This is a genomic window from Streptomyces sp. NBC_00029 (assembly GCF_045160505.1).
Classification (GTDB): Bacteria; Actinomycetota; Actinomycetes; order Streptomycetales; family Streptomycetaceae; genus Streptomyces.
Genome location: NZ_CP108292.1, coordinates 6,208,276 through 6,230,399, shown reverse-complemented (window position 1 = coordinate 6,230,399; position 22,124 = coordinate 6,208,276). Strand labels below are relative to the sequence as shown.

Genomic DNA, 22,124 nt, shown 5'->3' with positions numbered 1-22,124 from the left:
CCGCAGGGGTTGCCTGCCAGGGGCGCGCGCTCTCGACCGCCATTCGCCGGATCGGCGAGACGTTCGGCTTCTACAAAGCTAAAGCAGGTCCCGTTGTATGTCTCGGCAAATACTCGGGCTTCCTACTATCTGAGACGCAAGGCCCCTCGAAAGGCCCTGCGCCGAGGGTCCGTTTCAGCCCTTCCCGGAGCGAAATTCCCTGATCAGAGCACCTGCGGCGAGAATCGAGGCCGATTCCGCCGTAGTGACGTACCCCACCTGCCTCACCGGCCCCTCAGGGTCCAGATCGGTGATGTCCAAGGCTTCGGCGGCCTCCCTCAGGGACAGCTCCGGCATCCGCAGGATCCGGCGGGCGAGGGCGACGGCCCGCTCCCCCGCCGGGGTGGGCGCGGCCCCGCCGCGGCCGCGGTCGCAGATCGGGCCGAGGGCGACCGCCCGGCTGCCGGGTGCCCGGCGGATCATCGGCAGCGCGGACTCGGCGGCCGACGTCCGCCACCTGACGGCGGGGACCATCCGGAGGGGGCGATCGACTCGCTGCGCGAGTACGGGCGGATCGCGTGGGCCGGCGCGATCTCGACGTACAACAAGGACCGCTCGCCGGCCGCGCCCCGCAACCTGTTCGAGGTCGTACACAAGTCCCTTCGGCTGGAAGGGGTATTGGTTCGCCATCACACCAATCTCCAGGAGGAGCCGGCGGAGTTCCTGGTACCCCACCTGCGCAGCGGCCGGATCGGCACCGGCACCACCGTTATCCAGGGGTTCGACCCCACGGTGGAGGCCTTCCTGGGCATGCTCCGCGGGGACAACCTGGGCAGGATGCCGGTCCGGACCGGTGGCTGATTCCGGCGACCACCATGTTCACCGAACTCTTACCGCACGGATGTAGACCTTTGACCCGGGCGCCGCCACTCTTGCCGTCGATGTGCCAGCGGGGCACGTGAGTTGGAGGCGAGAAGCCAGTGAAACCCATCAGCCGCAGAGGTTTCGTGGGGATCGGTGCCGGGCTCGTGGCGGGCGCCACCCTGCCCGCGGTCACGTCGGCGACGGCGGCCGCGGCCGCCGCGACCGGCACCATCACCGATGTGAAGCACGTGGTGATCCTGATGCAGGAGAACCGCAGCTTCGACCACTACTTCGGCAGGCTGAAGGGCGTCCGCGGCTTCGGCGACCGCGCCGCGGGCAACATCCCGGGCGGCTGGGGCATGTTCAACCAGCCCAACTGGGGCGGCCGTCAGTACCCGTGGAAGCTCAGCTCGACCCCGCCGGCGGGCGGGGTCGACGGCGAGACGCTCGCCCAGTGCAACGGCGACCTCCCGCACAGCTGGACCTCCCAGCACGCCGCCTGGAACAAGGGCCGGATGGACAACTGGGTCCTCGGTGTCGGCAACACCCGCACCCTCGGCCACCTGGACCGCGGCGACATCCCCTTCCACTACGCCCTCGCCGACAACTACACGATCTGCGACGCCTACTTCTGCTCCACCCTCAGCGCGACGGGCCCGAACCGCACCTTCCTGTGGAGCGGCCGGATCGACGCCTCCAGCAAGGACGGCGGCGACGAATCGGGGCTGACCTGGGAGACGTACGCGGAGGCCCTCCAGCGGGCCGGGATGAGCTGGAAGGTCTACCAGAACGCGCAGGACAACTACGGGGACAACGGGCTCGCCTACTTCAAGAGGTTCACGGACGCGGCCCCCGGCAACCCGCTGTGGGACCGCGGCATGGGCTCGGTGCCCAAGGTCACCGGCTCCACCCCCGACGACATCGCGGCCGCGATACGCGCCGACGTCCTCGCGGGCACCCTGCCCCAGGTGTCCTGGGTCGTCGCCAGCGAGGCCTTCTCGGAGCACCCCTACGCCCCGCCCGGCGACGGCGCGCACTTCGTGGACCTGGTGTACCGGGCACTGGCCGCGGACCCCGAAGTCTTCGACTCCACGGTCCTCTTCCTCAACTACGACGAGAACGACGGCTTCTTCGACCACGTCCCGCCGCCGGTCGCCCCGCCCGGCACCCCCGGCGAGTACCTCGACGGCACGCCGATCGGGCTCGGCTTCCGCGTCCCGATGATCGTGATGTCCCCGTGGACCCGTGGCGGCTGGGTGAGCTCGGAGGTCTTCGACCACACCTCGGTCCTGCGCTTCATGGAGACGTGGACGGCCGCTCTCGGCACCCCCGCCACCTGCCCGAACATCAGCGCCTGGCGCCGCAGGGTGACCGGCGACCTGACCGGCGTCTTCGACTTCGCGCACCCCGTCTTCGGGGTCCCCGCGGGCCTCCCGTCGACCGCCAGGGTGATCGGGCAGTCGACCTGCGCCCCGCTCCCCAACCCGGTACCGCAGGACAACGCCCTCCCGGCACAGGAGCCCGGCACCCGCCCGGCGCGGGCCCTGCCGTACCAGGTGAACGGCAACCTGGACCGCTTCGAGTTCGGGGCGGCCGGCAAGATCCTGGCCTGGTTCTCGATGACCAACCAGGGCGCCGAGGCGAAGCGGGCGGCGCACTTCTCGATCCACCCGCACCAGCACCGGGACACGGCGGCCTGGCAGTACACGGTCGACCCGGGCACCACCGGCAGCGACTACTTCAACATCGGCCTCGGCCACGGCTCCGGCAAGTACGACATCTCGATGCACGGGCCGAACCGCTTCCTGCGCCGCTTCATCGGCGACGCGTCGAAGCCGGGCAAGGACATCGAGGTGGCGGCCCGCTTCGCGGTCGAGCCGGGCACCGGCAGGACGGCGGTCTACTTCCGGATGAAGAACTCCTCCGGCTCCCCCGTCACCTTCACCATCCGCTCCAACGCCTACCGCACGGACGGCCCGTGGACGTACGCGGTCCCGGCGAACTCCTCGCGAGAGGACTGGTTCAACGCCGTGGCCTACAGCAACGGCTGGTACGACTTCACGATCCTGGCCGACTCCGACGGCACCTGGTCGCGCCGCTACACGGGGCACATCGAATCGGGCGCGCCCAGCATCTCGGGGTCGTAGCAGGACCTAGAGGACGTCCCCGTCGCGCCAGTCGAAGTCGAGCCGCCCGGCGGGGTCCAGCCGCATCCTGCCGGGCGGCGTCCACACGTACGTGGACCCCTCCTCCTCGGGGAGCGGGACGGGGCCCTGCGGCGAGAGAGCGCCGATGCGCCCGCCCCACACCTCCCAGCCGCGGCCCAGGTACAGCGCGGCCCCGTCCTCGGAGGCCGACAGCGCCCCGAGCACGTACGCCCGCCCGATCACCTGTTCCAGCCGCGCCATCACCTTCCCGCCGAGGCCGCGGCGCCGTGCGTCGGCCCGAACGGCCACGGCCTCGACGTACCCGGTGCGCAGGGCACTCCCCCGGTGCACGACGCGCCGCATGACGACACTGCCATGTGCGACGAGCCGTCCGCCCGCGTCCCGGACCAGGGCGTGCATCCCGCCGAGGGCGTGCTCGAAGTCCTCGTCGGCGAAATCCCCGTCGAAGGCCTCGTCGAGCATGACCCGGATCTCGCGGAGCTCGGCGGCGGTCAGCTGCGAGGTGTGCGCGGTGTGCGCGGTCCGCGTGTCCATCACTTCTCCAGCCAGTCGGTGTACCAGGTCCGGAAGTCCGGGCTCTCGGGCACACAGGTCCCGAAATCCTGGTCCAGGTGCCAGACCTGACCGGCCAGCGGCCCGGCCAGGATCAGCCTCGAATACATGCCGCACCCCTGCTCGGCCAGCATGAGCGTGCCCAGGGTCAGCCCCTCGGCCTCGTCGAACCTGCGGTTCACGTCGAACGGACGGGGCGTGCGGATCGGGCAGGGCGCGGCCAGCCGGCCGGGGCGGCGGTCCTCCCGCCACTCGTCGTCCACCGCCCAGTCGTCGTCGACCCCCGCGCGCGGGGTGATCAGCGGCATCAGCCCGTACTCGGGGCCCGCCGGTCCGTCGCCGACCGTGGTGACGAACGTCCGGTACTCCTCGGGCAGCCGGATGCCGTGCTCCGCCTCGAAGGCCCGGACATCGGCCTCCGGGAGGGGCGGCCTGAGTTCGTACCGGAGGATCTTCGCGCGCAGCCGCGCCCGTACGGCCGCCGCGTCCCACATGGTCATCCTGCGAACGTACCAAGGACCGGACCGCATTGCGGACGCCGAACGCCGTACACCGGCCGCCATCGGCCGAAGCGCCTCTAGCGGTCTGGACCAATGCCTCGGCAGACTCGGCCCATGTCCCCCAACACCCAGCAGTGGACCCCGATCCACGGCCAGCCGTACCGTCCCGCGCCCTACCGGCCCGAGCGGATGCCGCAGCACGAATCCCTGGCGCGGGCCGCCGGGCTGCGGGCGCGGATGGACGAGCGGCGGACCGTACGCCACTTCTCCCCCGACCCGGTGCCCGAGCAGGTGGTCCGGGACGCCGTCGCCTGCGCGGCCACCGCCCCCTCCGGGGCGCACCAGCAGCCGTGGACCTTCGTCCTGGTCAAGGACCCGGCCAAGCGGCAGCAGATCCGCGCCGCCGCCGAGCAGGAGGAGCAGCTGTCCTACGACGGCCGGCTCGGCGACGAATGGCTCGCCGCCCTACGCCCCATCGGCACGGACGCGGTGAAGACCCACCTCACGGACGCCCCCGCGCTGATCGTGGTCTTCCAGCAGCGCTACTGGCTCGGCCCGGACGGCACCAGGCACAAGCACTACTACGTCGACGAGTCGGTCGGCATCGCGGTCGGCATGCTCCTGTCCGCCCTCCACCTGTCCGGGCTGGCGGCGCTGATCCACACCCCCAGCCCCATGCGCTTCCTCAGCCACGTCCTGGACCGCCCGGAGAACGAGAAGGCCTTCGCCGTCATCCCGGTGGGCTACCCGGCGGACGACTGCGAGGTCCCGGACCTCGTCCGCAAGTCCCTGGACCAGGTCATCGTGGAGGTCTAGGAGCGGACCGGGCCGGACCGGACCGGACCGGGCCTAGGCAGGGGAAATGGATACCGCCCCCGCTCCGGAATTGGGGGTACCGGAGCGGGGGCGGGGGTCTTGCGGGGGCGGATCAGCCCATGTGGGGGTACTGGTACTCGGTCGGCGCGACCAGCGTCTCCTTGATGGAGCGCGTCGAGGTCCAGCGCATCAGGTTCGACGCGGCGCCCGCCTTGTCGTTCGTACCCGAGGCACGGCCACCGCCGAAGGGCTGCTGGCCGACGACGGCGCCGGTCGACTTGTCGTTGATGTAGAAGTTGCCCGCCGCGAAGCGGAGCTTCTCCATCGCGTCCGCGGCCGCGTAGCGGTCGGCGGCGATGATCGAGCCGGTCAGGGCGTACGCCGAGACGGACTCCATCTGCGCCAGCATCGCGTCGAAGTCGGCGTCCTCGTAGACGTGGATCGCCAGGATCGGGCCGAAGTACTCGGTCGTGAAGACCTCGTTCTCCGGGTCGGTGCACGCGATGACGGTCGGGCGGACGAAGTAGCCCTCCGAGTCGTCGTACGTGCCACCGGCGATGATCTCGCAGGTCGGGTCGGCGATCGCACGGTCGATCGCGGCCTTGTTCTTCGCGAAGGAACGCTCGTCGATGACGGCGCCGATGAAGTGGGTCAGGTCGCGGACGTCACCCATGGAGATGCCGTCGACCTCGGCGGCGAAGGCCTCCTTGAAGCCGTCGTTCCAGATCGAGGCCGGAACGTAGCCGCGCGACGACGCCGAGCACTTCTGGCCCTGGAACTCGAAGGAACCGCGGGTCAGGGCGGTCTTCAGGACGGCGCGGTCCGCGGAGGGGTGCGCGACGACGAAGTCCTTGCCGCCGGTCTCGCCGACCAGGCGCGGGTAGGACTTGTACTTCTCGATGTTGTTGCCGACCGTCTTCCACAGGTACTGGAAGGTCTTGGTCGAGCCGGTGAAGTGGATGCCGGCCAGCTCGGGGTGGTTCAGGGCCACCTCCGACACCGCGATGCCGTCGCCGGTCACCAGGTTGATGACGCCCTTCGGCAGGCCGGCCTCCTCCAGGAGCTCCATGAGGAGGATCGCGGAGTGGGTCTGCGTCGGGGACGGCTTCCACAGGACCACGTTGCCCATGAGGGCGGGGGCGGTCGGCAGGTTGCCCGCGATGGCCGTGAAGTTGAACGGCGTGATCGCGTAGACGAAGCCCTCGAGCGGGCGGTGGTCGCTGCGGTTCCACACGCCGGCGGAGTTCGCGACCGGCTGCTCGGCCAGGATCTGGCGGGCGAAGTGGACGTTGAAGCGCCAGAAGTCGACGAGCTCGCACGGGGTGTCGATCTCCGCCTGCTGGGCGGTCTTCGACTGGCCCAGCATGGTGGAGGCGGCGAGCTTCTCGCGCCACGGGCCGGACAGCAGCTCCGCAGCGCGCAGGATGATCGCGGCGCGGTCGTCGAAGGACATCGCGCGCCAGGCCGGGGCGGCGGCCAGGGCGGCGTCGATGGCCTCCTGCGCGTCGGCCTCGGTGGCGTTGGCGTAGGTGCCGAGCACCGACTTGTGGTCGTGGGGCTGAACCACGTCGAAGCGCTCGCCGGCGCCCATCCGCTTGACGCCGTTGATCGTCATCGGAAGTTCGATCGGGTTCTCGGACAGCTGCTTGAGCTGCGCTTCGAGCCGCGTGCGCTCCGGGGTGCCGGGGGCGTACGAGTGGACCGGCTCGTTGACCGGAGCGGGGACCTGGGTCACAGCATCCATGGGGCTGGTAACTCCTTGACCTAGTTCTTGGCTAGTTCTTGGTGATCATCGAGCGGACGAAGAAGAGCAGGTTGGCGGGCTTCTCAGCGAGGCGGCGCATGAAGTAGCCGTACCAGTCCGTCCCGTAGGCGGTGTAGACGCGCATGCGGTGTCCCTCGGCGGCGAGCCGCAGGTGCTCCTCGCTGCGGATGCCGTACAGCATCTGGAACTCGTACTCGTCCAGCTTGCGCCCGGCCTTGCGGGCGAGCTCCTGGCCGATGGCGATCAGACGCGGGTCGTGCGACCCGATCATCGGGTAGCCCTCGCCGTCCATCAGGATCTTCAGGATGCGGACGTACGCCTTGTCGATCTCCGCCTTGTCCAGGTACGCGACCTCGGCGGGCTCCTTGTAGGCGCCCTTCACGATGCGGACGCGGCTGCCGGCGGCGGCCAGGCGCCGGGCGTCGGCCTCGGTGCGGAAGAGGTACGCCTGGATCACGCAGCCGGTCTGCGGGAAGTCCTTCCGCAGCTCCTCGTGGATGGCGAACATCGAGTCGAGGGTGGTGTGGTCCTCGGCGTCGAGCGTCACGGTGGTGCCGATGGCGGCGGCGGCCTCGACGACCGGGCGGACGTTGGCGAGGGCGAGCTCGTGGCCGCCCTCCAGCGCCTGGCCGAACATCGACAGCTTGACGGACATCTCGGCCTTCTCGCCGAGGCCGAGCTCCGCGAGGCGCTCGATGAGCTGGAGGTAGGCGTCCCGGGCGGCGTGGGACTGCGCCACCTCGGTGATGTCCTCGCCCACCACGTCGAGGGTGACCTCGAGGCCGGCCTGCGTGAGCTCCTCGACGATCGGGATCACCTGGTCGACGGTCTCGCCGGGGATGAACCGGTTCACCACGGGCTTGGTCACCGGGGCGGCGGAGACGATACGACGCATCTTGTCGCTGCGCGAAGCGGCGAGGATCACGGGACCCAGCACGGGGGCACCTCCAGCGGGTGGCAGAAGAAAAGCGCAAGTAAAACCACCGTGAAACCTAAGGATCGCTTTGATCCTCTGCCATCGACAGCTGTCACGCATCCGTGTCCCGGATCTCATACATCTGTCTGAAGGGTCCGTTGCGGGGTGGGAGAATGGCCGCGTGAAGGGCGATTACCAGGACCTGGTGGACGAGATCTCCGCGCTGCTCGGCGCCCCGGCGACCCTGGAGAACCGGGACTTCCGGCTGATCGCCTTCGGCGCCCACGACAGCGACGACGATCTCGCCATGGACCCGGTCCGGACCCGCTCGATCCTCACGCGGCAGTCGACGGCGGACGTCCGGTCCTGGTTCGAGGGCTTCGGCATCGCCCGCGCCACGGGGCCCGTCCGGATCCCGGCGACGCCCGACGCGGGGGTCCTCCGCGGCCGGATCTGCCTTCCGGTGCGGTACCGGGGCATCGTCCAGGGCTACGTATGGCTCCTGGACCAGGAGCCCGGCACGCCCGGGCCCGAACCGGCGGCCCTGGACGCGGCCATGGAGGTGGCCGAGCGGATCGGGGTGCTGCTCGCCGAGGAGGCGAAGGCGGGGGCCGACCTGTCGCGGGAGTTCCTGGCGGTGCTCACGGCCGGACGGGGCTGGCAGCAGGACATGGCGGTGGCGGCGCTGCGGGTCGCCCTCGGCCCGGGCGGGGACGGCCCGCACGCGGCGGTCTGCGTCACGCCCTGGCCCGGGGAGGCTCCGGCGTCGGTACCCGGCGCGGCGGCGGTGTGCGTCGTACCGCGGCGGGCCGCGGGCGAGCCCGGCGGCGGCGGTACCCGGCCCGGGTCCGGGCCCGGGGACGGCACGGCCCTGGCGGTCCTGCTCCGGCTGCGCTCGACGGACGCGCTGACCCCGGCCCTGGCGGCGGTGACCAGGCTGCTCCCGCGCGCGGCGGACCCGGCCTCGGCGGGCGGCGCGGACACCGCCCCGCGCGTGACGGCGGGCGTCGCCGATCCCGTACGGGGCCTCGCGGACCTGCCCGCCGCCTGGGAACAGGCCGTCGCCGCCGCGCGGGCGGCGGTGGCCCAGCCCCGGCTCGGCCCGGTCGCCCAGTGGTCGGCGATCGGCCCGTACCGGCTGCTGGCGACCCTCACCTCCGACCCGGTGGACGATCCCGCGGCCCGCACCCTGCTCACTCCGGCCCATCGCGAACTCGCCCGTACCGCCGAGGTGTTCCTGGACTGCGCCGGACAGGCGGGCCGCGCGGCGGCGGCCCTGGGCATCCACCGCCAGACGCTCTACTACCGCCTCGGCCGGGTGGAGCAGCTGACCGGCCTCGACCTGGACGAGGGCGAGGACCGCCTGCTGCTCCACATGGCCCTCAAGGCCTCCCGGCTGACCTAGGGACTGTCCGGGGGCGGCAACGGGGTTCGGTCGGCGGTCAGTTGTCCCCGGTCTGTTCCAGCGCCCCGCCCGTCGTGGCGTCGACGACGATCCGGCCCCCCACCGGCCGGCTCAGCGCGACCTGGACGGTCTGCACGCGCAGCATCGCGTCACAGGCCACCACCCCCGGCCCTGGCGCGCCGGACAGGATCCGCCCGGCCAGTACCACCGTGCCGGCGCTCTCCAGCACGTCCACGGCCACGCCGGCGTCACAACTTCCGTGGCTCGCGGACACTCTGAGGGTCGTCGCCTCCGGGGCTGACCGGTGGCCGAACAGCCGGGCCGTGGTGCCGTCGGGATCGTCCACGGGCACGATCGGGGGTGTCACGGCCTCCTGCGGTGCCACGGCGATGCGGGCGAGCGGGGTGTCGTACCCCTCCACCGTGAACAGCCACGCGGGCACCCGGGCCGGGCCGCGGCTGGTGCGCACGGTCGTCCCGCCGAAGCGGACGGCCGTGACCGCCAGTGCCTGGTCGCGGTCAGGGGCCCGGTCGGGGACCCGGTCGATCTCGCCGTACGCCTGCGCAGCGGTCCGCAGCGGCAGGGTGAGCGTGCTGCCGTCGGGCCACTGGACCGCGGTGGCCGGCGGGAGCGCGTCGGGCAGCCCGGTGCGCAGGACGAAGTTCCCCGCCGCGTGGGCGGCCTTGTCCTCGCCGGAGCGGAAACCGCCCGGCGGTTGCCAGTCCTGGGGGTCCAGGGGGTGGAAGCCCTCGCGCCACCGCCTGACGACCGCCGAGTCCTCCCAGGCCGCGGCCACCTGCTCCATGCGCGTACGGGTGTCCGGCGGGGCACAGTGGACGATGCCCCGGCCCGGCTGCGGCCCGGGCGCACCGCATCCGGCGGTCAGGGCCGCCACCGCCAGGCCGCACAGCACGGCGCCCACTCGCGCTCGCGCTCGCGCTCGTGCCCGCACTCCCACTGTCGCTCGCACCACGGTGACTCCCCCTCGTCCAGGGCCGATTCGGGGCTGGGACGGGGAGCGGCCGACGGTGGTTCCGGCTCCGGTTATCCGTGGGACCGGGTCATCGCCTCGGCGGCCCGGCGCATCCCCTCGGTGAACTCCTCGGCGGTGGCCGCCGACTCCGGATCGAAGAGCCACTGGATCATCAGGCCGTTGAGCAGCGCCTGGTAGAAGCTGCCCAGGGTGCGGACGTCCCGTTCGTCGAGCCGGTCCTCCGGGGTGCCGGTGAGCATCGAGATCAACCCGCGGCGCCCCTCGGCCTGCGAGGCCGCGAGCATCGACCGCAGCTCCGGCCGCTCGTCACGGCCGAGCGCCACCTCCAGGCTGGCCGCCCACACCGGACCCGACTTCTCGTGCTGCGCCAGCACGCCCTCCCACAGCGCGCGGAAGCGCTCCAGCGAGCCGCCCTCGCCCTCGAGGCCGTCCTGGAAGCCCGCGCCCCACTCCTCGATCAGACCGATGAAGGCCTGGGCGAGCAGGGCGTCCTTCGAGCCGTAGTGGTACCCGATGGAGGCCAGGTTGGCCCCCGAGGCGCTGACGATGTCGCGCGCGGTGGTGCGCACGAACCCCTTCTCGACCAGGCACTTCTTGGCGCCTTCGAGCAGATCTTCGCGATGTCCCATGACCGAACGGTAGCAAGACAACCGTCCCAGACAACAGTTTCATACATCCGTCATAGACAAGCGTTTAATACGTCTGTACATTTCTGCTCATGACAACTCCCGCCGCCACAGCGCGACGTGCCGGCCGCCGCGAATGGACAGCCTTCTGCGTCCTCCTGCTGCCGCTGCTCCTGGTCTCGATGGACGTCTCCGTCCTCTACTTCGCCGTCCCGGCCATCACCGAACAGCTGGACCCGAGCTCCACCCAGCAGCTCTGGATCTTCGACAGCTACGCCTTCGCCCTCTCCGGCCTGCTCATCACGATGGGCTCGCTCGGCGACCGGATCGGGCGCCGCAAGCTGCTCCTGATCGGCGCGAGCGCCTTCGGCCTCGCCTCGATCGGCGCCGGCTTCGCCACCAGCGCCGAGATGCTGATCGTGGCCCGTGTCCTGCTCGGCATCGGCGGCGCGACCCTGATGCCGTCCACGCTGGCCCTCGTACGGAACCTCTTCCAGGACGACCGCCAGCGCGGGCAGGCCATCGCCATCTGGTCCGGGGCCATGACCGGCGGCATCGCCCTCGGCTCGGTGCTCAGCGGAGTGATGCTGAACCACTGGTACTGGGGCTCCGTCTTCCTCATCAACGTGCCCGCGATGCTCCTCCTGCTGATCCTGGTCCCGGTCCTGGTACCGGAGTTCAAGGACCCCGCCCCCGGCCGCTTCGACCTGCTGGGCGTGCCGTTGTCCATGGCGGCCGTGCTGCCGGTCGTCTACGGGCTCAAGGAGATCGCCGCCGAGGGCTTCGAGCCCGCGTACGTGGGCTGCATCGCCGTAGGCCTGGCCTTCGGACACCTCTTCGTCCGCCGCCAGCGCACCCGTGACGACGCCATGGTGAGCCGGGAACTGTTCCGGGGCCGCGGTTTCGGGGCGGGCATCGGCCTGAACACCGTCGCCGCGTTCGCCATGATGGGCTCGGCCTACTTCACCACCCAGTACCTCCAGTCGGTGCTCGGCATGGGCACCCTGGAAGCCGCCCTGTGGAGCCTCGCGCCCTCGGTGGTGATCGGCGCCGCCGCGCCGGTCGGCGCGGCCCTGGCGCTGAAGACGGACCGGGCCCATGTCATCGCCGGCGGGTTCGTCCTCGCCGCAGCCGGGTTCGCCCTGCTCGGGCTGGTCGGGACGGACTCCCTGTGGCTGCTCCTGGTCGGTGCCGGGCTGCTGGCCTCGGGCATCGTCACCGTGATGTCCCTGGTGTCCGACCTGGCCCTGTCCTCGGCCCCCGCCGAGAAGGCCGGGACCGCCGCCTCGCTGCTGGAGACCGGCCAGGAGTTCGGCGGGGCGCTCGGGATGGCCCTGCTGGGGAGCCTGGGCACCACCGTGTACCGCAGCGACCTTACGGATTCCGAGCCCGCGGTGCGGGAGACCCTGGGCGGGGCCGTCGCCACCGCCCACCAGGTGGGCGGCGCCGCGGGCGAGCAGGTACTGGCCCTGGCCCGGGAGGCCTTCGTCCACGGCATGCAGTACGCGGCCTGGGGCGGTACGGCGCTGCTGCTCGGGGCGGCCGTGCTCGCCGCGACTCTGATGCGCGGGATCGAAGCTCCCGCCCCGCCCGCGGCGGAGCCGGCCGCGGGCGACGGAGCCCGCGTCCACGAGGCGACGTACAACTGAACGGTCCTGTGCGGCACGGGGCCGCGGGAATGCGGAAGGGCCCGGGGGCGTCCCCCGGGCCCTTCCTTCACGTCACTGCCCCGAAGGACTCAGGCGAGGCTGACCGTGCGCGCCGAGACGGCGCCGATCTCGGAGGCGATGTCCGCGAGGACGTTCGCCGGTACCGCGGCGTCGACGGTGAGGACGGCGAGCGCCTCGCCGTGCGCCTCGGCACGGGCGACCTGCATGCCCGCGATGTTCAGACCGCCCTCGCCGAGCACGCGGCCGACGGTGCCGACCACGCCGGGGCGGTCGGTGTAGCGCAGGACGACCATGTGGTCGGCGAGCGACAGGTCCACGTCGTACTCGCCGACGCCAACGATCTTCTGAAGGTGCTTCGGGCCCGCGAGCGTGCCGGAGACCGAGACTTCCTGACCGTCCGACAGGGTGCCGCGCACGGTCACCACGTTGCGGTGGTCCGGGGACTCCGAGCTGGTGGTCAGGCGGACTTCGACGCCACGCTCCTGCGCGAACAGCGGGGCGTTGACGTAGGAGACGGTCTCGTCGACGACGTCCTCGAAGACACCCTTGAGGGCGGAGAGTTCCAGCACCTTGACGTCGTGCTGGGTGATCTCGCCGCAGACCTCGACGTCGAGGCGGACCGCGACCTCGCCCGCGAGGGCGGTGAAGATGCGGCCGAGCTTCTCGGCGAGCGGCAGGCCCGGACGTACGTCCTCGGCGATGACGCCGCCCTGGACGTTGACCGCGTCGGGCACGAGCTCACCGGCGAGTGCGAGTCGCACCGACTTGGCGACCGAGACACCGGCCTTCTCCTGGGCCTCGTCCGTGGACGCGCCGAGGTGCGGGGTGCAGACGACCTGGTCGAGCTCGAAGAGCGGGGAGTCCGTGCAGGGCTCCTTCGCGTACACGTCGAGACCGGCGCCGGCGACGCGGCCCTCCTTGATGGCCGTGTACAGCGCAGCCTCGTCCACGATCCCGCCGCGGGCGGCGTTGACGATGCGGACGGACGGCTTCACCTTGTGCAGGGCCTCGTCCCCGATGAGACCGAGGGTCTCGGGGGTCTTGGGCAGGTGCACGGTGATGAAGTCGGCGACCTCCAGCAGCTCGTCCAGCGCCAGCATCTTGACGCCCATCTGGGCGGCGCGCGCGGGCTGTACGTAGGGGTCGTACGCGACGATCTTCATGCCGAAGGCCGACATCCGCTGCGCGACGAGGACGCCGATGCGGCCGAGGCCGACGACACCGAGGGTCTTCTCGCTGAGCTCGACACCCGTGTACTTGTTCCGCTTCCACTCACCGTTCTTCAGGGCGGTGTTGGCCTGCGGGATGTTGCGGGCAGTGGCGACGAGCAGGCCGCAGGCGAGCTCGGCCGCGGTCACGATGTTCGAGGTCGGGGCGTTGACGACCATCACGCCGGCCTTGGTGGCGGCGGAGACGTCCACGTTGTCCAGGCCGACACCGGCGCGCGCGACGACCCGCAGCTTCTTGGCCGCGGCGATGGCCTCGGCGTCGACCTTGGTGGCGGAGCGAACGAGGATCGCGTCGGCATCGACGATCGCGGGCAGCAGCTCGGCGCGGTCGGCGCCGTTGCAGTGCCGGATCTCGAAGTCCGGTCCGAGCGCCTCCACGGTGGCGGGCGACAGCTCTTCGGCGATGAGTACGACAGGTTTCGAGCTCACGTGGGTCCTCACAAGTCCAGTGCGGACGGCCGTCCCGACGGCCGCAGGCGGTGGAGGGGGTAGCCGCGTGGAAGACGCACGACACTGTGGGCCTGACGCGTATGTGTTGAGCAGTGTAGTGGCGCCGACGGGCCGGCTTTCCGCCTGTACGGAAGGATCACCCGTCCGTGGTTGGCCGAGGTGGACAACCCGGGCCCGTGAGGGCCGGATTCCCGGGCCCCGGTACCCCGTCCGTCCGGACGGCCGCGGCCCTCCGGTGATGCGCGGTGGGGCCGGGACCTCAGGTGTCCCGGCCCCACTGTCACCCGATCAGCTCTCGTCGCTGTCGACCCAGCTCATCAGCTTGCGCAGCTTCTTGCCGGTGGTCTCCAGCAGGTGCGCCTCGTCGGCCTTCTTGTACTCGTTGTACTTCGGCAGACCGGCCTTGTACTCGGCCATCCAGGTGTTGGCGAACTCTCCGCTCTGGATCTCCGCGAGGACCTTCTTCATCTCGGCCTTGGTGGCGTCGGTGATGACGCGGGGGCCGGTGATGTAGTCGCCCCACTCGGCGGTCTCGGAGACGGACCAGCGCATCTTCTCCAGGCCGCCCTCGTACATGAGGTCCACGATGAGCTTCAGCTCGTGCAGGCACTCGAAGTACGCGATCTCCGGCTGGTAGCCGGCCTCGGTCAGGGTCTCGAAACCGGCCTTGACCAGCGCGGAGGCGCCACCGCAGAGGACGGCCTGCTCACCGAACAGGTCGGTCTCGGTCTCCTCGGTGAAGGTGGTCTTGATGACGCCGGCGCGGGTGCCGCCGATGCCGGCCGCGTACGAGAGCGCGAGCGCGAAGGCGGAACCGGTGAAGTCCTGCTCGACGGCGGCGATGCAGGGCACGCCGCGGCCTTCCTCGTACTGACGGCGGACCAGGTGGCCCGGGCCCTTCGGGGCGACCAGGGCGACGTCCACGTTGGCCGGGGGCTTGATGAAGCCGTAGCGGACGTTGAAGCCGTGGCCGAAGAAGAGCGCGTCGCCCTCCTCGAGGTGCTCCTTGATGGACTCCTCGTAGATCTCGGCCTGCAGCGGGTCCGGCGTGAGGATCATGATGACGTTCGCCCAGGCGGCGGCTTCGGCCACGGGGACGACCTTCAGACCCTGCTCCTCGGCCTTGGCCTTGGACTTCGAGCCCTCCTTCAGACCGACGACGACGTCGACGCCGGAGTCACGGAGCGACAGCGCGTGGGCGTGGCCCTGGCTGCCGTAACCGATGACCGCGACCTTGCGGCCCTGGATGATGGACAGGTCGGCGTCGTTCTCGTAGAACAGCTCGGCCACTGGGATATCTCCTTGGTGCGCTGGTGTTGCTCCCACCGTACGGCGGGGAACGGAATCTGAGTTTCTCGGTCTCGCTATGCGAGCAGAGCGTGTCTGACCCGGCCGACGTGTCCGCCGGGCCGGGCCGGCGGGTCAGGCGCTGCGGTCGAGCGCGCGCAGACTGCGGTCCGTGATGGACCGGCCGCCACGCCCTATGGCGATCGTTCCGGACTGGACGAGCTCCTTGATGCCGAAGGGCTCCAGCATCTTGAGCATCGCGCCGAGCTTGTCGGAGCCGCCGGTGGCCTCGATGGTGACGGCCTCCGGGGAGACGTCGACCGTCTTGGCGCGGAACAGCTGGACGATCTCGACGATCTGCGAGCGGGTCTCGTTGTCGGCGCGGACCTTCACCAGGACGAGCTCGCGCTCGATGGCGTTGTGGGACTCCAGCTCGACGATCTTGAGCACGTTGACCAGCTTGTTGAGCTGCTTGGTCACCTGCTCCAGCGGGAGGTCCTCGACGTTGACGACGATGGTGATGCGGGAGATGTCGGGGTGCTCCGTGACGCCGACCGCGAGGGAGTCGATGTTGAACCCGCGGCGGGAGAACAGCGCGGCGATCCTGGCGAGGATGCCGGGCGTGTTCTCGACCAGGACGGAGAGCGTGTGCTTGGACATGTGAGGCGTTCTCTCTCTCGGCTCTCTCGGCTCAGTCGTCTTCGTTGTCGCCGAAGTCGGGACGGACGCCCCGGGCTGCCATGACCTCGTCGTTGGAGGTGCCGGCGGCGACCATCGGCCAGACCATGGCGTCCTCGTGGACGATGAAGTCGATCACGACGGTGCGGTCGTTGATCGCGTTGGCCTCGGCGATTACCTTGTCCAGGTCGGCCGGGTCCTCGCAGCGCAGCGCCACGCAGCCCATGGCCTCCGACAGCTTGACGAAGTCCGGGACGCGCGTGCCCTTGCGGGGCGCGATGGACTCGCCGAGCTGGGAGCCGACCGTGTCGTGACCGGTCTCGTCGGCGTGCAGAACGGTGTTGGAGTACCGCTGGTTGTAGAACAGGGTCTGCCACTGGCGGACCATGCCCAGCGCGCCGTTGTTGATGATCGCGACCTTGATCGGGATGTTGTTCAGGGCGCAGGTGACCAGTTCCTGATTGGTCATCTGGAAGCAGCCGTCGCCGTCGATCGCCCAGACCGTGCGCTCGGGCATACCGACCTTGGCGCCCATCGCGGCGGGGACTGCGTAGCCCATGGTTCCGGCGCCGCCGGAGTTCAGCCAGGTGCGCGGCTCCTCGTACTTGACGAAGTGCGAGGCCCACATCTGGTGCTGGCCGACGCCCGCCGCGAAGATCGTGCTCTTCGGGGCGAGCGCGCCGATCCGCTCGATGACCTGCTGGGGCGAGAGGCTGCCGTCGGCGGGCAGGTCGTAGCCCAGCGGGTAGGTGTCGCGCCAGCGGCTGAGGTCGTTCCACCAGGCGGTGTAGTCGCCTGCGTTGCCCTCGGTGTGCTCGGCCTGGACGGCCTGGATCAGGTCGGCGATGACCTCGCGGGCGTCACCGACGATCGGGACGTCGACCGCGCGGTTCTTGCCGATCTCGGCCGGGTCGATGTCCGCGTGGATGATCTTGGCGAAGGGGGCGAAGCTGTCCAGCTTGCCGGTGACGCGGTCGTCGAAGCGGGTGCCGAGGGCGATCAGCAGGTCCGACTTCTGCAGCGCGGTGACGCCGGTGACGCTGCCGTGCATGCCCGGCATGCCGACGTGCAGCGGGTGGCTGTCGGGGAAGGAGCCCAGCGCCATCAGGGTGGTGCAGACGGGGACGCCGGTCAGCTCGGCGAGGACCTTCAGCTCGGCGGTCGCGCCGGACTTCATCACGCCGCCGCCGACGTACAGAACCGGGCGCTTGGCCTGGCAGATGAGCTTGGCAGCCTCGCGGATCTGCTTGGCGTGCGGCTTGGTGACCGGCCGGTAACCGGGGAGGTCCTGGGCGGGCGGCCACGAGAAGGTGGTCTTCGCCTGCAGGGCGTCCTTGGCGATGTCGACCAGGACCGGGCCGGGACGGCCGGTGGCCGCGATGTGGAAGGCCTCCGCGATCGTCCGCGGGATGTCCTCGGCCTTGGTGACCAGGAAGTTGTGCTTGGTGATCGGCATCGTGATGCCGACGATGTCCGCCTCCTGGAAGGCGTCGGTGCCGATCGCCTTGGAGGAGACCTGACCGGTGATCGCGACGAGCGGGACCGAGTCCATGTGCGCGTCGGCGATCGGGGTGACGAGGTTGGTGGCGCCCGGGCCGGAGGTGGCCATACAGACGCCGACCTTGCCGGTGGCCTGCGCGTAGCCGGTGGCGGCGTGACCGGCCCCCTGCTCGTGGCGGACCAGGATGTGACGGACCTTCTTCGAGTCCATCATCGGGTCGTACGCGGGAAGGATGGCGCCGCCCGGAATTCCGAAAACGGTGTCGCACCCCACCTCTTCGAGAGAGCGGATGAGGGACTGCGCACCCGTGACGTGCTCAACTGCGGCGGACTGCTGTCCGCCGGAACGGGGCCGCGGCTGCGGATGGTGGGCCCCGGTGGCCTGCTCGGTCATCGGCATTCTCTTCTCGAAGCTGAGGGTTTTACGCGGATTCGACTCTGTGCCAGTGCAACAAAAAACCCCTCGTGCCAGGAGGCAAGCGAGGGGAGCGCGTCGGGTGTGTTGAGCGGGGACATGCAGGTCCCAGCTTCAGCCGACGCGCTTTCCAAGTACGAGAATTCGGGTGCGCATGGCATTGACCCTCCCTCTGGCGGGAGGGTGATGTCAAGTAGGTGGGACGGGCGTCTCATTATGTGAGCCTCTGCGGATGGCCATCGAGCCCCCGGGGGAACCTCCGGCCAGTGCTGGCTGGGCTGCTCCGCCCGGTACTGGGAACGTACCGCGCACCAGCGCACGCCGCAGCCTGTACTCGTCGAGCGGGCCGGAAAAAGCCATTCCCTGGCCGTGTGTGCACCCCATCGCGCGCAGCGCCAGGACCTGCTCGGGCAGGTCCACGCCGTCGGCCACGGAGCGCATGCCCAGGTCGTTTGCGATCCGCAAGAGACCGGCGGTGATCTTGTGCAGCCGGGCGGACTCGACCACGCCCTCCACCAGCCCGCGGTCCAGCTTGAGCATGTCCACGGGGAGGCGGCGCAGGGCACTGATGGCCGCGTAGCCGCTTCCGAAGCCGTCCAGGGAGATACCCACCCCGAGCCGGTGCAGAGCTGTCAGGCGGCGCTCCAGGTCATCGAAGGGCACTCTGGGGTCGGATACGGCGAGCTCCAGCACCAGGGCGCCGGAGGGCAGGCCGTGCCGGGTCAGCAGCGCCTCCACGGAGCCGAGCGGCATGGACCGGTCCAGCAGCCGCTGCGCGGTCATCCGCACGGCCACCGGTACGCCGTGGCCGGCCCGGTGCCGGTCGGCGGCCTGCTCCACGGCCTCCTCCAGCAGCCAGCGCCCGAGCTCGGCGGTGCGCGAGGCGTCCTGGCCGGCGGAGCCGGGGCCGCCGGCACTGCCCTCGCTGTACTCGGCGACCCGCAGGAACTCCGCCGGGGTGAAGAGGATCCCCTGGGCGGAGCGCCAGCGGGCCTGCGCGGCGACGGCCGACACCTCGCCGGTGGCCAGCGAGACCACGGGCTGATGCAGCAGGGCGAACTCGCCCTCGTGCAGCGCGGTCCGCAGTTTGCCCGCCAGCTCGGCCTTGCGCACCACCTCGGCCTGCATCTGGGGGGCGTACATCTCGACGCGGTCCTTGCCGCCCGCCTTGGCCCGGTACATGGCGAGATCCGCGTTGCGCATCAGGTCCGAAGGGGTGATGCCGGGGTCGGCGAAGGCCGCTCCGATGCTCGCGGCGACGCGCACCTCGCTGCCGCCGATCCGGTACGGCTGGGAGAGGGTGGTGCGCAGCCGGTCGGCGATCTCCCGCACCTGGTACTCGCGGGCACTGGCATCGCGGTTTCCGTCGCCGAGGATCAGCGCGGCGAACTCGTCACCGCCGAGGCGGGCCGCGGTGTCCCCGGCCCGGACCGAGTCCTGGAGCCTGCGCGCGGCCTCGACAAGCAGCTCGTCACCGGCCTGGTGGCCGATGGTGTCGTTGACCGCCTTGAAGCCGTCGAGGTCGATGAAGAGCACGGCGGTGCTGCGGTCGCCCGCGCGCCGGCCGGTCAGGGCCTGCCGGACGCGCCGGGTGAACAGGGCCCGGTTGGGCAGGTCGGTCAGCGGGTCGTGTTCGGCACTGTGCTGGAGCTGGGCCTGGAGCCGGACCCGCTCGGTGACGTCCCGGCTGTTGAGGATGAGTCCGCCCTGGTGGCGGTTGACCGTGGACTCCACGTTCAGCCACTCGCCGTCGCCGGACTTGAAGCGGCACTCGATGCGGGTGGTGGGCTCCTCGGCCGGCGGTGCGGCGAGGAAGCGGCGCACCTCGTGGACCACCCGGCCGAGGTCGTCGGGGTGGATCAGGGTGGCGAGTTCGGAGCCGACCAGCTCCTCCGCCTCGCGGCCGTAGACCCCGGCGGCGGCGGGGCTGACGTAGCGCAGGGTCCCGGTGGGGGCGGCGATCATGATGACGTCGCTGGAACCCTGGACCAGGGAGCGGAAGTGGTTCTCCTTCTGGGCCAGTTCCTGGGTCAGCGCGATGTTGTCGAGGAGCATGATGCCCTGCCGGATGACGAGCGCGAGTACGACCGTGCAGCCGGTGAAGACGACCATCCGGTCCACCTTCCGGCCGTCCACGACGTTGTACAGGATGCCGAGGGTGCACACGGCGGCCGCGAGGTACGGGGTGAGGGCGGGCAGCGAGCCGGTGATCGGGCGGCTGTGGGACCGGTCCGGGCGCGGGCGCCCGGCCGGCTCCGGGGGCGGGTGGATGCGCCGGGCGCCCCAGGGCGCGTACGCGAGCAGCAGCGAGCCGGCGAACCAGCCGGCGTCGAGCAGTTGTCCGGACTGGTACTCGGCGCTGAGCAGGGGCGAGGTGAACAGGGCGTCGCTGAGCACGGTCAGGGCCAGCGCCGCGATGGCGGTGTTGACGGCGGAGCGGTTGGTCTCGCTGCGCCGGAAGTGCAGGACCAGGACCATCGATACGAGCGCGATGTCCAGGAGCGGGTAGGCGAGGGAGAGCGCGGCGCGCGGGACGCTGCCGGGGGCGCCGGACTGTGCGGTCCGCGCGGCGTGGGCGAGGGCGAGGCTCCAGGAGAGGGTGAGCAGGGAGCCGCCGATGAGCCAGGAGTCGAGTCCCAGGCACACCCAGCCGGCGCGGGTGACCGGACGTTTGGCGAGGACGAGCAGGCCCACGATGGCGGGCGGGGCGAAGCAGAGGAAGGCGAAGTCGGCGAGCGAGGGTTTGGGCACCTCCTCACCGAGGACCACCTCGTACCAGCCCCAGACCGCGTTGCCGCAGGCGCCCATGAGGGAGGAGAAGGCGAAGAGCAGCCAGGCGGGGCGTTCACGGCTGTCGATCGCCCTGGCGTACGAGTAGCAGGAGACGGCGGCGAGCAGTCCGGCCGCGCTGAGCCCGAAGTCGCCCATGATCTCGGCGACTTCCTCCGAACCCCAGTTGAGGGCGGCGCCGACGGCATACCCGCCGCTGACCACCGCGAGGAGCAGCTGCATCGCCAGGCCCTTGCCTCCGCCCGAGACGGACGGACGGTTCAGGAGAGCCGCCCCCGGGGTACTCACCGGTCCCCCTCGCCGGCTGGTTCCGGTGCAGCCCAGTCCCGGCAGCGTCGCCTTCGGCGGCTGTGCCGCATCGGATCCTTCGTCCATTGGCCGTACATCGCCCGTCGCCCCCCAAAGTGTCCGACACTCCCCAGCGCCAGACGTTCGTGGCGCAGCCCCTTCTTCCGGACGATACACCACTTTCGTCACTCAGGGACATAGTCCCTCTACTCTCCGTTACCGCGCGGGGAGTTGCACACACCCTAAGCATTCGGGTGACAGCGGAGCGTGCACAGCACGCCTCACTCGGTGATCAACACCGTGTGCTCCACGGGCTCTCCGGCTGCGAACCGGGTGAGCTGGCGGGCCAGCAGACGTTTGGCCCTCGGCTCGAACGCCGAGCTGCTGCCGCCGACATGAGGCGTGATCAGGACATTCGGAGCATGCCAGAGAGGGTGGCCCGCGGGCAGCGGTTCCGGGTCGGTGACGTCGAGTGCCGCCCGCAGCCGGCCCGACTCCACCTCCGCCAGAAGGGACTTGGTGTCGACGACGGGGCCGCGCGAGACGTTCACCAGCAGGGCGCCGTCCTTCATCCGGCCGAGGAAGTCGGCACCGGCCAGGCCCCGGGTGGCGTCGGTCAGCGGTGTCACGAGGATCACCACGTCGGCCTGCGGCAGGAGCCCGGGCAGGTCGGCGAGGGCGTGCACGGGGCCGCGGGCGGTGGTCCGCGCCGTCCGCGCCACGCGTGCGACCGGCCCGCATTCGAAGGCCACGAGCCGGTCCTCGATTGCGGAGCCGATGGATCCGTAGCCGATGATCAGAACCGACTTGTCGGCAAGGGCGTCGTAGAACCCGGAGCGCCATTCCTCGCGGTCCTGGCCACGGACCATGCCGGGAATGCCGCGCAGGGAGGCGAGGGTCAGCGCGAGGGCGAGCTCGGCGGTGCTGGCCGTGTGGACCCCGACGGCGTTGCACAGCCGTACGCCGGGTCGCAGGTCGCCGAGGCCGCCCAGTACGTGGTCGATTCCGGCGGTCAGGGTCTGGACGACCCGGACCGCGGGCATCGCCGCAAGCGGGCGCACGGTCACCTCGGGGGACTTCATGTAGGGCGTCACGTAGAAGACGCAGTCTGCCGGATCGGCCGGGAAGGCGTCCTCGCCGTCCCAGAGGCGGTACCGGAAGGAGTCGGGAAGGCCCTCGATCTCCTCGGCGGGGAACGGGAGCCAGACATCCGGGGTCATTGCAGTCATGAT

General features: G+C 70.8%; 18 protein-coding genes. 5 read left to right on the top strand and 13 right to left on the bottom strand.

The annotated features are described in order from the left end of the window. Positions 1–174: 174 nt before the first annotated feature. Positions 175–513 carry a hypothetical protein gene (locus tag OG753_RS29240; RefSeq protein ID WP_405790756.1) on the bottom strand — a complete coding sequence of 113 codons (339 nt, stop codon included), beginning with the start codon at positions 511–513 and terminating at the stop codon, positions 175–177. Positions 514–657: 144 nt separating this feature from the next. Between OG753_RS29240 and OG753_RS29235 the strand changes: the two genes are divergently transcribed. Further along, the gene (locus OG753_RS29235; protein WP_405790755.1) at positions 658–840 is read left to right on the top strand and encodes a hypothetical protein; all 183 of its coding nucleotides are present in this window, start codon (positions 658–660) and stop codon (positions 838–840) included. Positions 841–959: 119 nt separating this feature from the next. Beyond that, on the top strand, positions 960–2,990 hold the full coding sequence (locus OG753_RS29230; RefSeq protein ID WP_405790754.1) for a phosphocholine-specific phospholipase C: 2,031 nt from the start codon (positions 960–962) through the stop codon (positions 2,988–2,990). Between the two features lie 6 nt (positions 2,991–2,996). Here OG753_RS29230 and OG753_RS29225 read toward each other — a convergent pair whose 3' ends face one another. Continuing rightward, positions 2,997–3,545 carry a GNAT family N-acetyltransferase gene (locus OG753_RS29225; RefSeq protein WP_383197146.1) on the bottom strand — a complete coding sequence of 183 codons (549 nt, stop codon included), beginning with the start codon at positions 3,543–3,545 and terminating at the stop codon, positions 2,997–2,999. Then, a complete protein-coding gene (locus OG753_RS29220) occupies positions 3,545–4,063 on the bottom strand; it encodes an SMI1/KNR4 family protein (protein ID WP_327264601.1) in 519 nt (172 codons plus the stop codon). Before OG753_RS29220 ends, OG753_RS29225 begins: the two co-directional genes overlap by 1 nt. 114 nt (positions 4,064–4,177) lie before the next feature. Here OG753_RS29220 and OG753_RS29215 point away from each other — a divergent pair, with 114 nt between their 5' ends. Next, on the top strand, positions 4,178–4,879 hold the full coding sequence (locus OG753_RS29215; RefSeq protein ID WP_327264600.1) for a nitroreductase family protein: 702 nt from the start codon (positions 4,178–4,180) through the stop codon (positions 4,877–4,879). A 112-nt stretch (positions 4,880–4,991) separates the two neighbouring features. On the opposite strand, the gene pruA is transcribed toward OG753_RS29215, so the two are convergent. Both pruA and OG753_RS29205 read right to left on the bottom strand, forming a co-directional pair. Beyond that, positions 4,992–6,623, bottom strand: a complete 1,632-nt coding sequence (pruA, locus tag OG753_RS29210) for an L-glutamate gamma-semialdehyde dehydrogenase (protein ID WP_327264599.1) — start codon at positions 6,621–6,623, stop codon at positions 4,992–4,994. A gap of 31 nt (positions 6,624–6,654) precedes the next feature. Continuing rightward, the gene (locus OG753_RS29205) at positions 6,655–7,581 is read right to left on the bottom strand and encodes a proline dehydrogenase family protein (protein WP_030725499.1); all 927 of its coding nucleotides are present in this window, start codon (positions 7,579–7,581) and stop codon (positions 6,655–6,657) included. Positions 7,582–7,741: 160 nt separating this feature from the next. Between OG753_RS29205 and OG753_RS29200 the strand changes: the two genes are divergently transcribed. Next, the gene (locus OG753_RS29200; RefSeq protein ID WP_405790751.1) at positions 7,742–8,965 is read left to right on the top strand and encodes a PucR family transcriptional regulator; all 1,224 of its coding nucleotides are present in this window, start codon (positions 7,742–7,744) and stop codon (positions 8,963–8,965) included. Positions 8,966–9,002: 37 nt separating this feature from the next. On the opposite strand, the gene OG753_RS29195 is transcribed toward OG753_RS29200, so the two are convergent. Both OG753_RS29195 and OG753_RS29190 read right to left on the bottom strand, forming a co-directional pair. Next, entirely contained in the window at positions 9,003–9,887 is an 885-nt protein-coding gene (locus OG753_RS29195; protein WP_405790749.1) for a hypothetical protein, read from the bottom strand. 122 nt (positions 9,888–10,009) lie between these two features. Then, positions 10,010–10,588 (bottom strand): TetR/AcrR family transcriptional regulator, encoded by a 579-nt coding sequence (locus tag OG753_RS29190; protein ID WP_327264596.1) that lies wholly within the window; start codon positions 10,586–10,588, stop codon positions 10,010–10,012. Positions 10,589–10,677: 89 nt separating this feature from the next. Here OG753_RS29190 and OG753_RS29185 point away from each other — a divergent pair, with 89 nt between their 5' ends. Further along, positions 10,678–12,234 carry an MFS transporter gene (locus tag OG753_RS29185; RefSeq protein WP_405790747.1) on the top strand — a complete coding sequence of 519 codons (1,557 nt, stop codon included), beginning with the start codon at positions 10,678–10,680 and terminating at the stop codon, positions 12,232–12,234. Between the two features lie 89 nt (positions 12,235–12,323). On the opposite strand, the gene serA is transcribed toward OG753_RS29185, so the two are convergent. From serA to OG753_RS29155, 6 genes are all read right to left on the bottom strand, one after another. Beyond that, positions 12,324–13,913, bottom strand: a complete 1,590-nt coding sequence (serA, locus tag OG753_RS29180; protein WP_327264594.1) for a phosphoglycerate dehydrogenase — start codon at positions 13,911–13,913, stop codon at positions 12,324–12,326. Positions 13,914–14,222: 309 nt separating this feature from the next. Further along, the gene (gene ilvC, locus OG753_RS29175; protein ID WP_327264593.1) at positions 14,223–15,224 is read right to left on the bottom strand and encodes a ketol-acid reductoisomerase; all 1,002 of its coding nucleotides are present in this window, start codon (positions 15,222–15,224) and stop codon (positions 14,223–14,225) included. Positions 15,225–15,356: 132 nt separating this feature from the next. Beyond that, positions 15,357–15,881 carry an acetolactate synthase small subunit gene (ilvN, locus tag OG753_RS29170; protein WP_030010002.1) on the bottom strand — a complete coding sequence of 175 codons (525 nt, stop codon included), beginning with the start codon at positions 15,879–15,881 and terminating at the stop codon, positions 15,357–15,359. 31 nt (positions 15,882–15,912) lie between these two features. After that, positions 15,913–17,799, bottom strand: coding sequence for an acetolactate synthase large subunit (locus OG753_RS29165; protein ID WP_314244265.1), 1,887 nt, complete (start codon positions 17,797–17,799; stop codon positions 15,913–15,915). A gap of 204 nt (positions 17,800–18,003) precedes the next feature. Further along, positions 18,004–20,892, bottom strand: a complete 2,889-nt coding sequence (locus OG753_RS29160) for a putative bifunctional diguanylate cyclase/phosphodiesterase (protein ID WP_405790744.1) — start codon at positions 20,890–20,892, stop codon at positions 18,004–18,006. 281 nt (positions 20,893–21,173) lie between these two features. Next, positions 21,174–22,121 (bottom strand): 2-hydroxyacid dehydrogenase, encoded by a 948-nt coding sequence (locus OG753_RS29155; protein ID WP_327264591.1) that lies wholly within the window; start codon positions 22,119–22,121, stop codon positions 21,174–21,176. Positions 22,122–22,124: the final 3 nt, after the last annotated feature.

Excerpts from the sequence above, each read along its gene's own strand:
- pruA (WP_327264599.1), bottom strand. The coding sequence starts at position 6,623 with ATGGATGCTGTGACCCAGGTCCCCGCTCCGGTCAACGAGCCGGTCCAC.
- OG753_RS29220 (WP_327264601.1), bottom strand. The coding sequence starts at position 4,063 with ATGACCATGTGGGACGCGGCGGCCGTACGGGCGCGGCTGCGCGCGAAG.
- OG753_RS29155 (WP_327264591.1), bottom strand. The coding sequence starts at position 22,121 with ATGACTGCAATGACCCCGGATGTCTGGCTCCCGTTCCCCGCCGAGGAG.
- ilvN (WP_030010002.1), bottom strand. The coding sequence starts at position 15,881 with ATGTCCAAGCACACGCTCTCCGTCCTGGTCGAGAACACGCCCGGCATC.
- OG753_RS29240 (WP_405790756.1), bottom strand. The coding sequence starts at position 513 with ATGGTCCCCGCCGTCAGGTGGCGGACGTCGGCCGCCGAGTCCGCGCTG.
- OG753_RS29165 (WP_314244265.1), bottom strand. The coding sequence starts at position 17,799 with ATGCCGATGACCGAGCAGGCCACCGGGGCCCACCATCCGCAGCCGCGG.
- OG753_RS29215 (WP_327264600.1), top strand. The coding sequence starts at position 4,178 with ATGTCCCCCAACACCCAGCAGTGGACCCCGATCCACGGCCAGCCGTAC.
- OG753_RS29185 (WP_405790747.1), top strand. The coding sequence starts at position 10,678 with ATGACAACTCCCGCCGCCACAGCGCGACGTGCCGGCCGCCGCGAATGG.
- OG753_RS29225 (WP_383197146.1), bottom strand. The coding sequence starts at position 3,545 with ATGGACACGCGGACCGCGCACACCGCGCACACCTCGCAGCTGACCGCC.
- OG753_RS29190 (WP_327264596.1), bottom strand. The coding sequence starts at position 10,588 with ATGGGACATCGCGAAGATCTGCTCGAAGGCGCCAAGAAGTGCCTGGTC.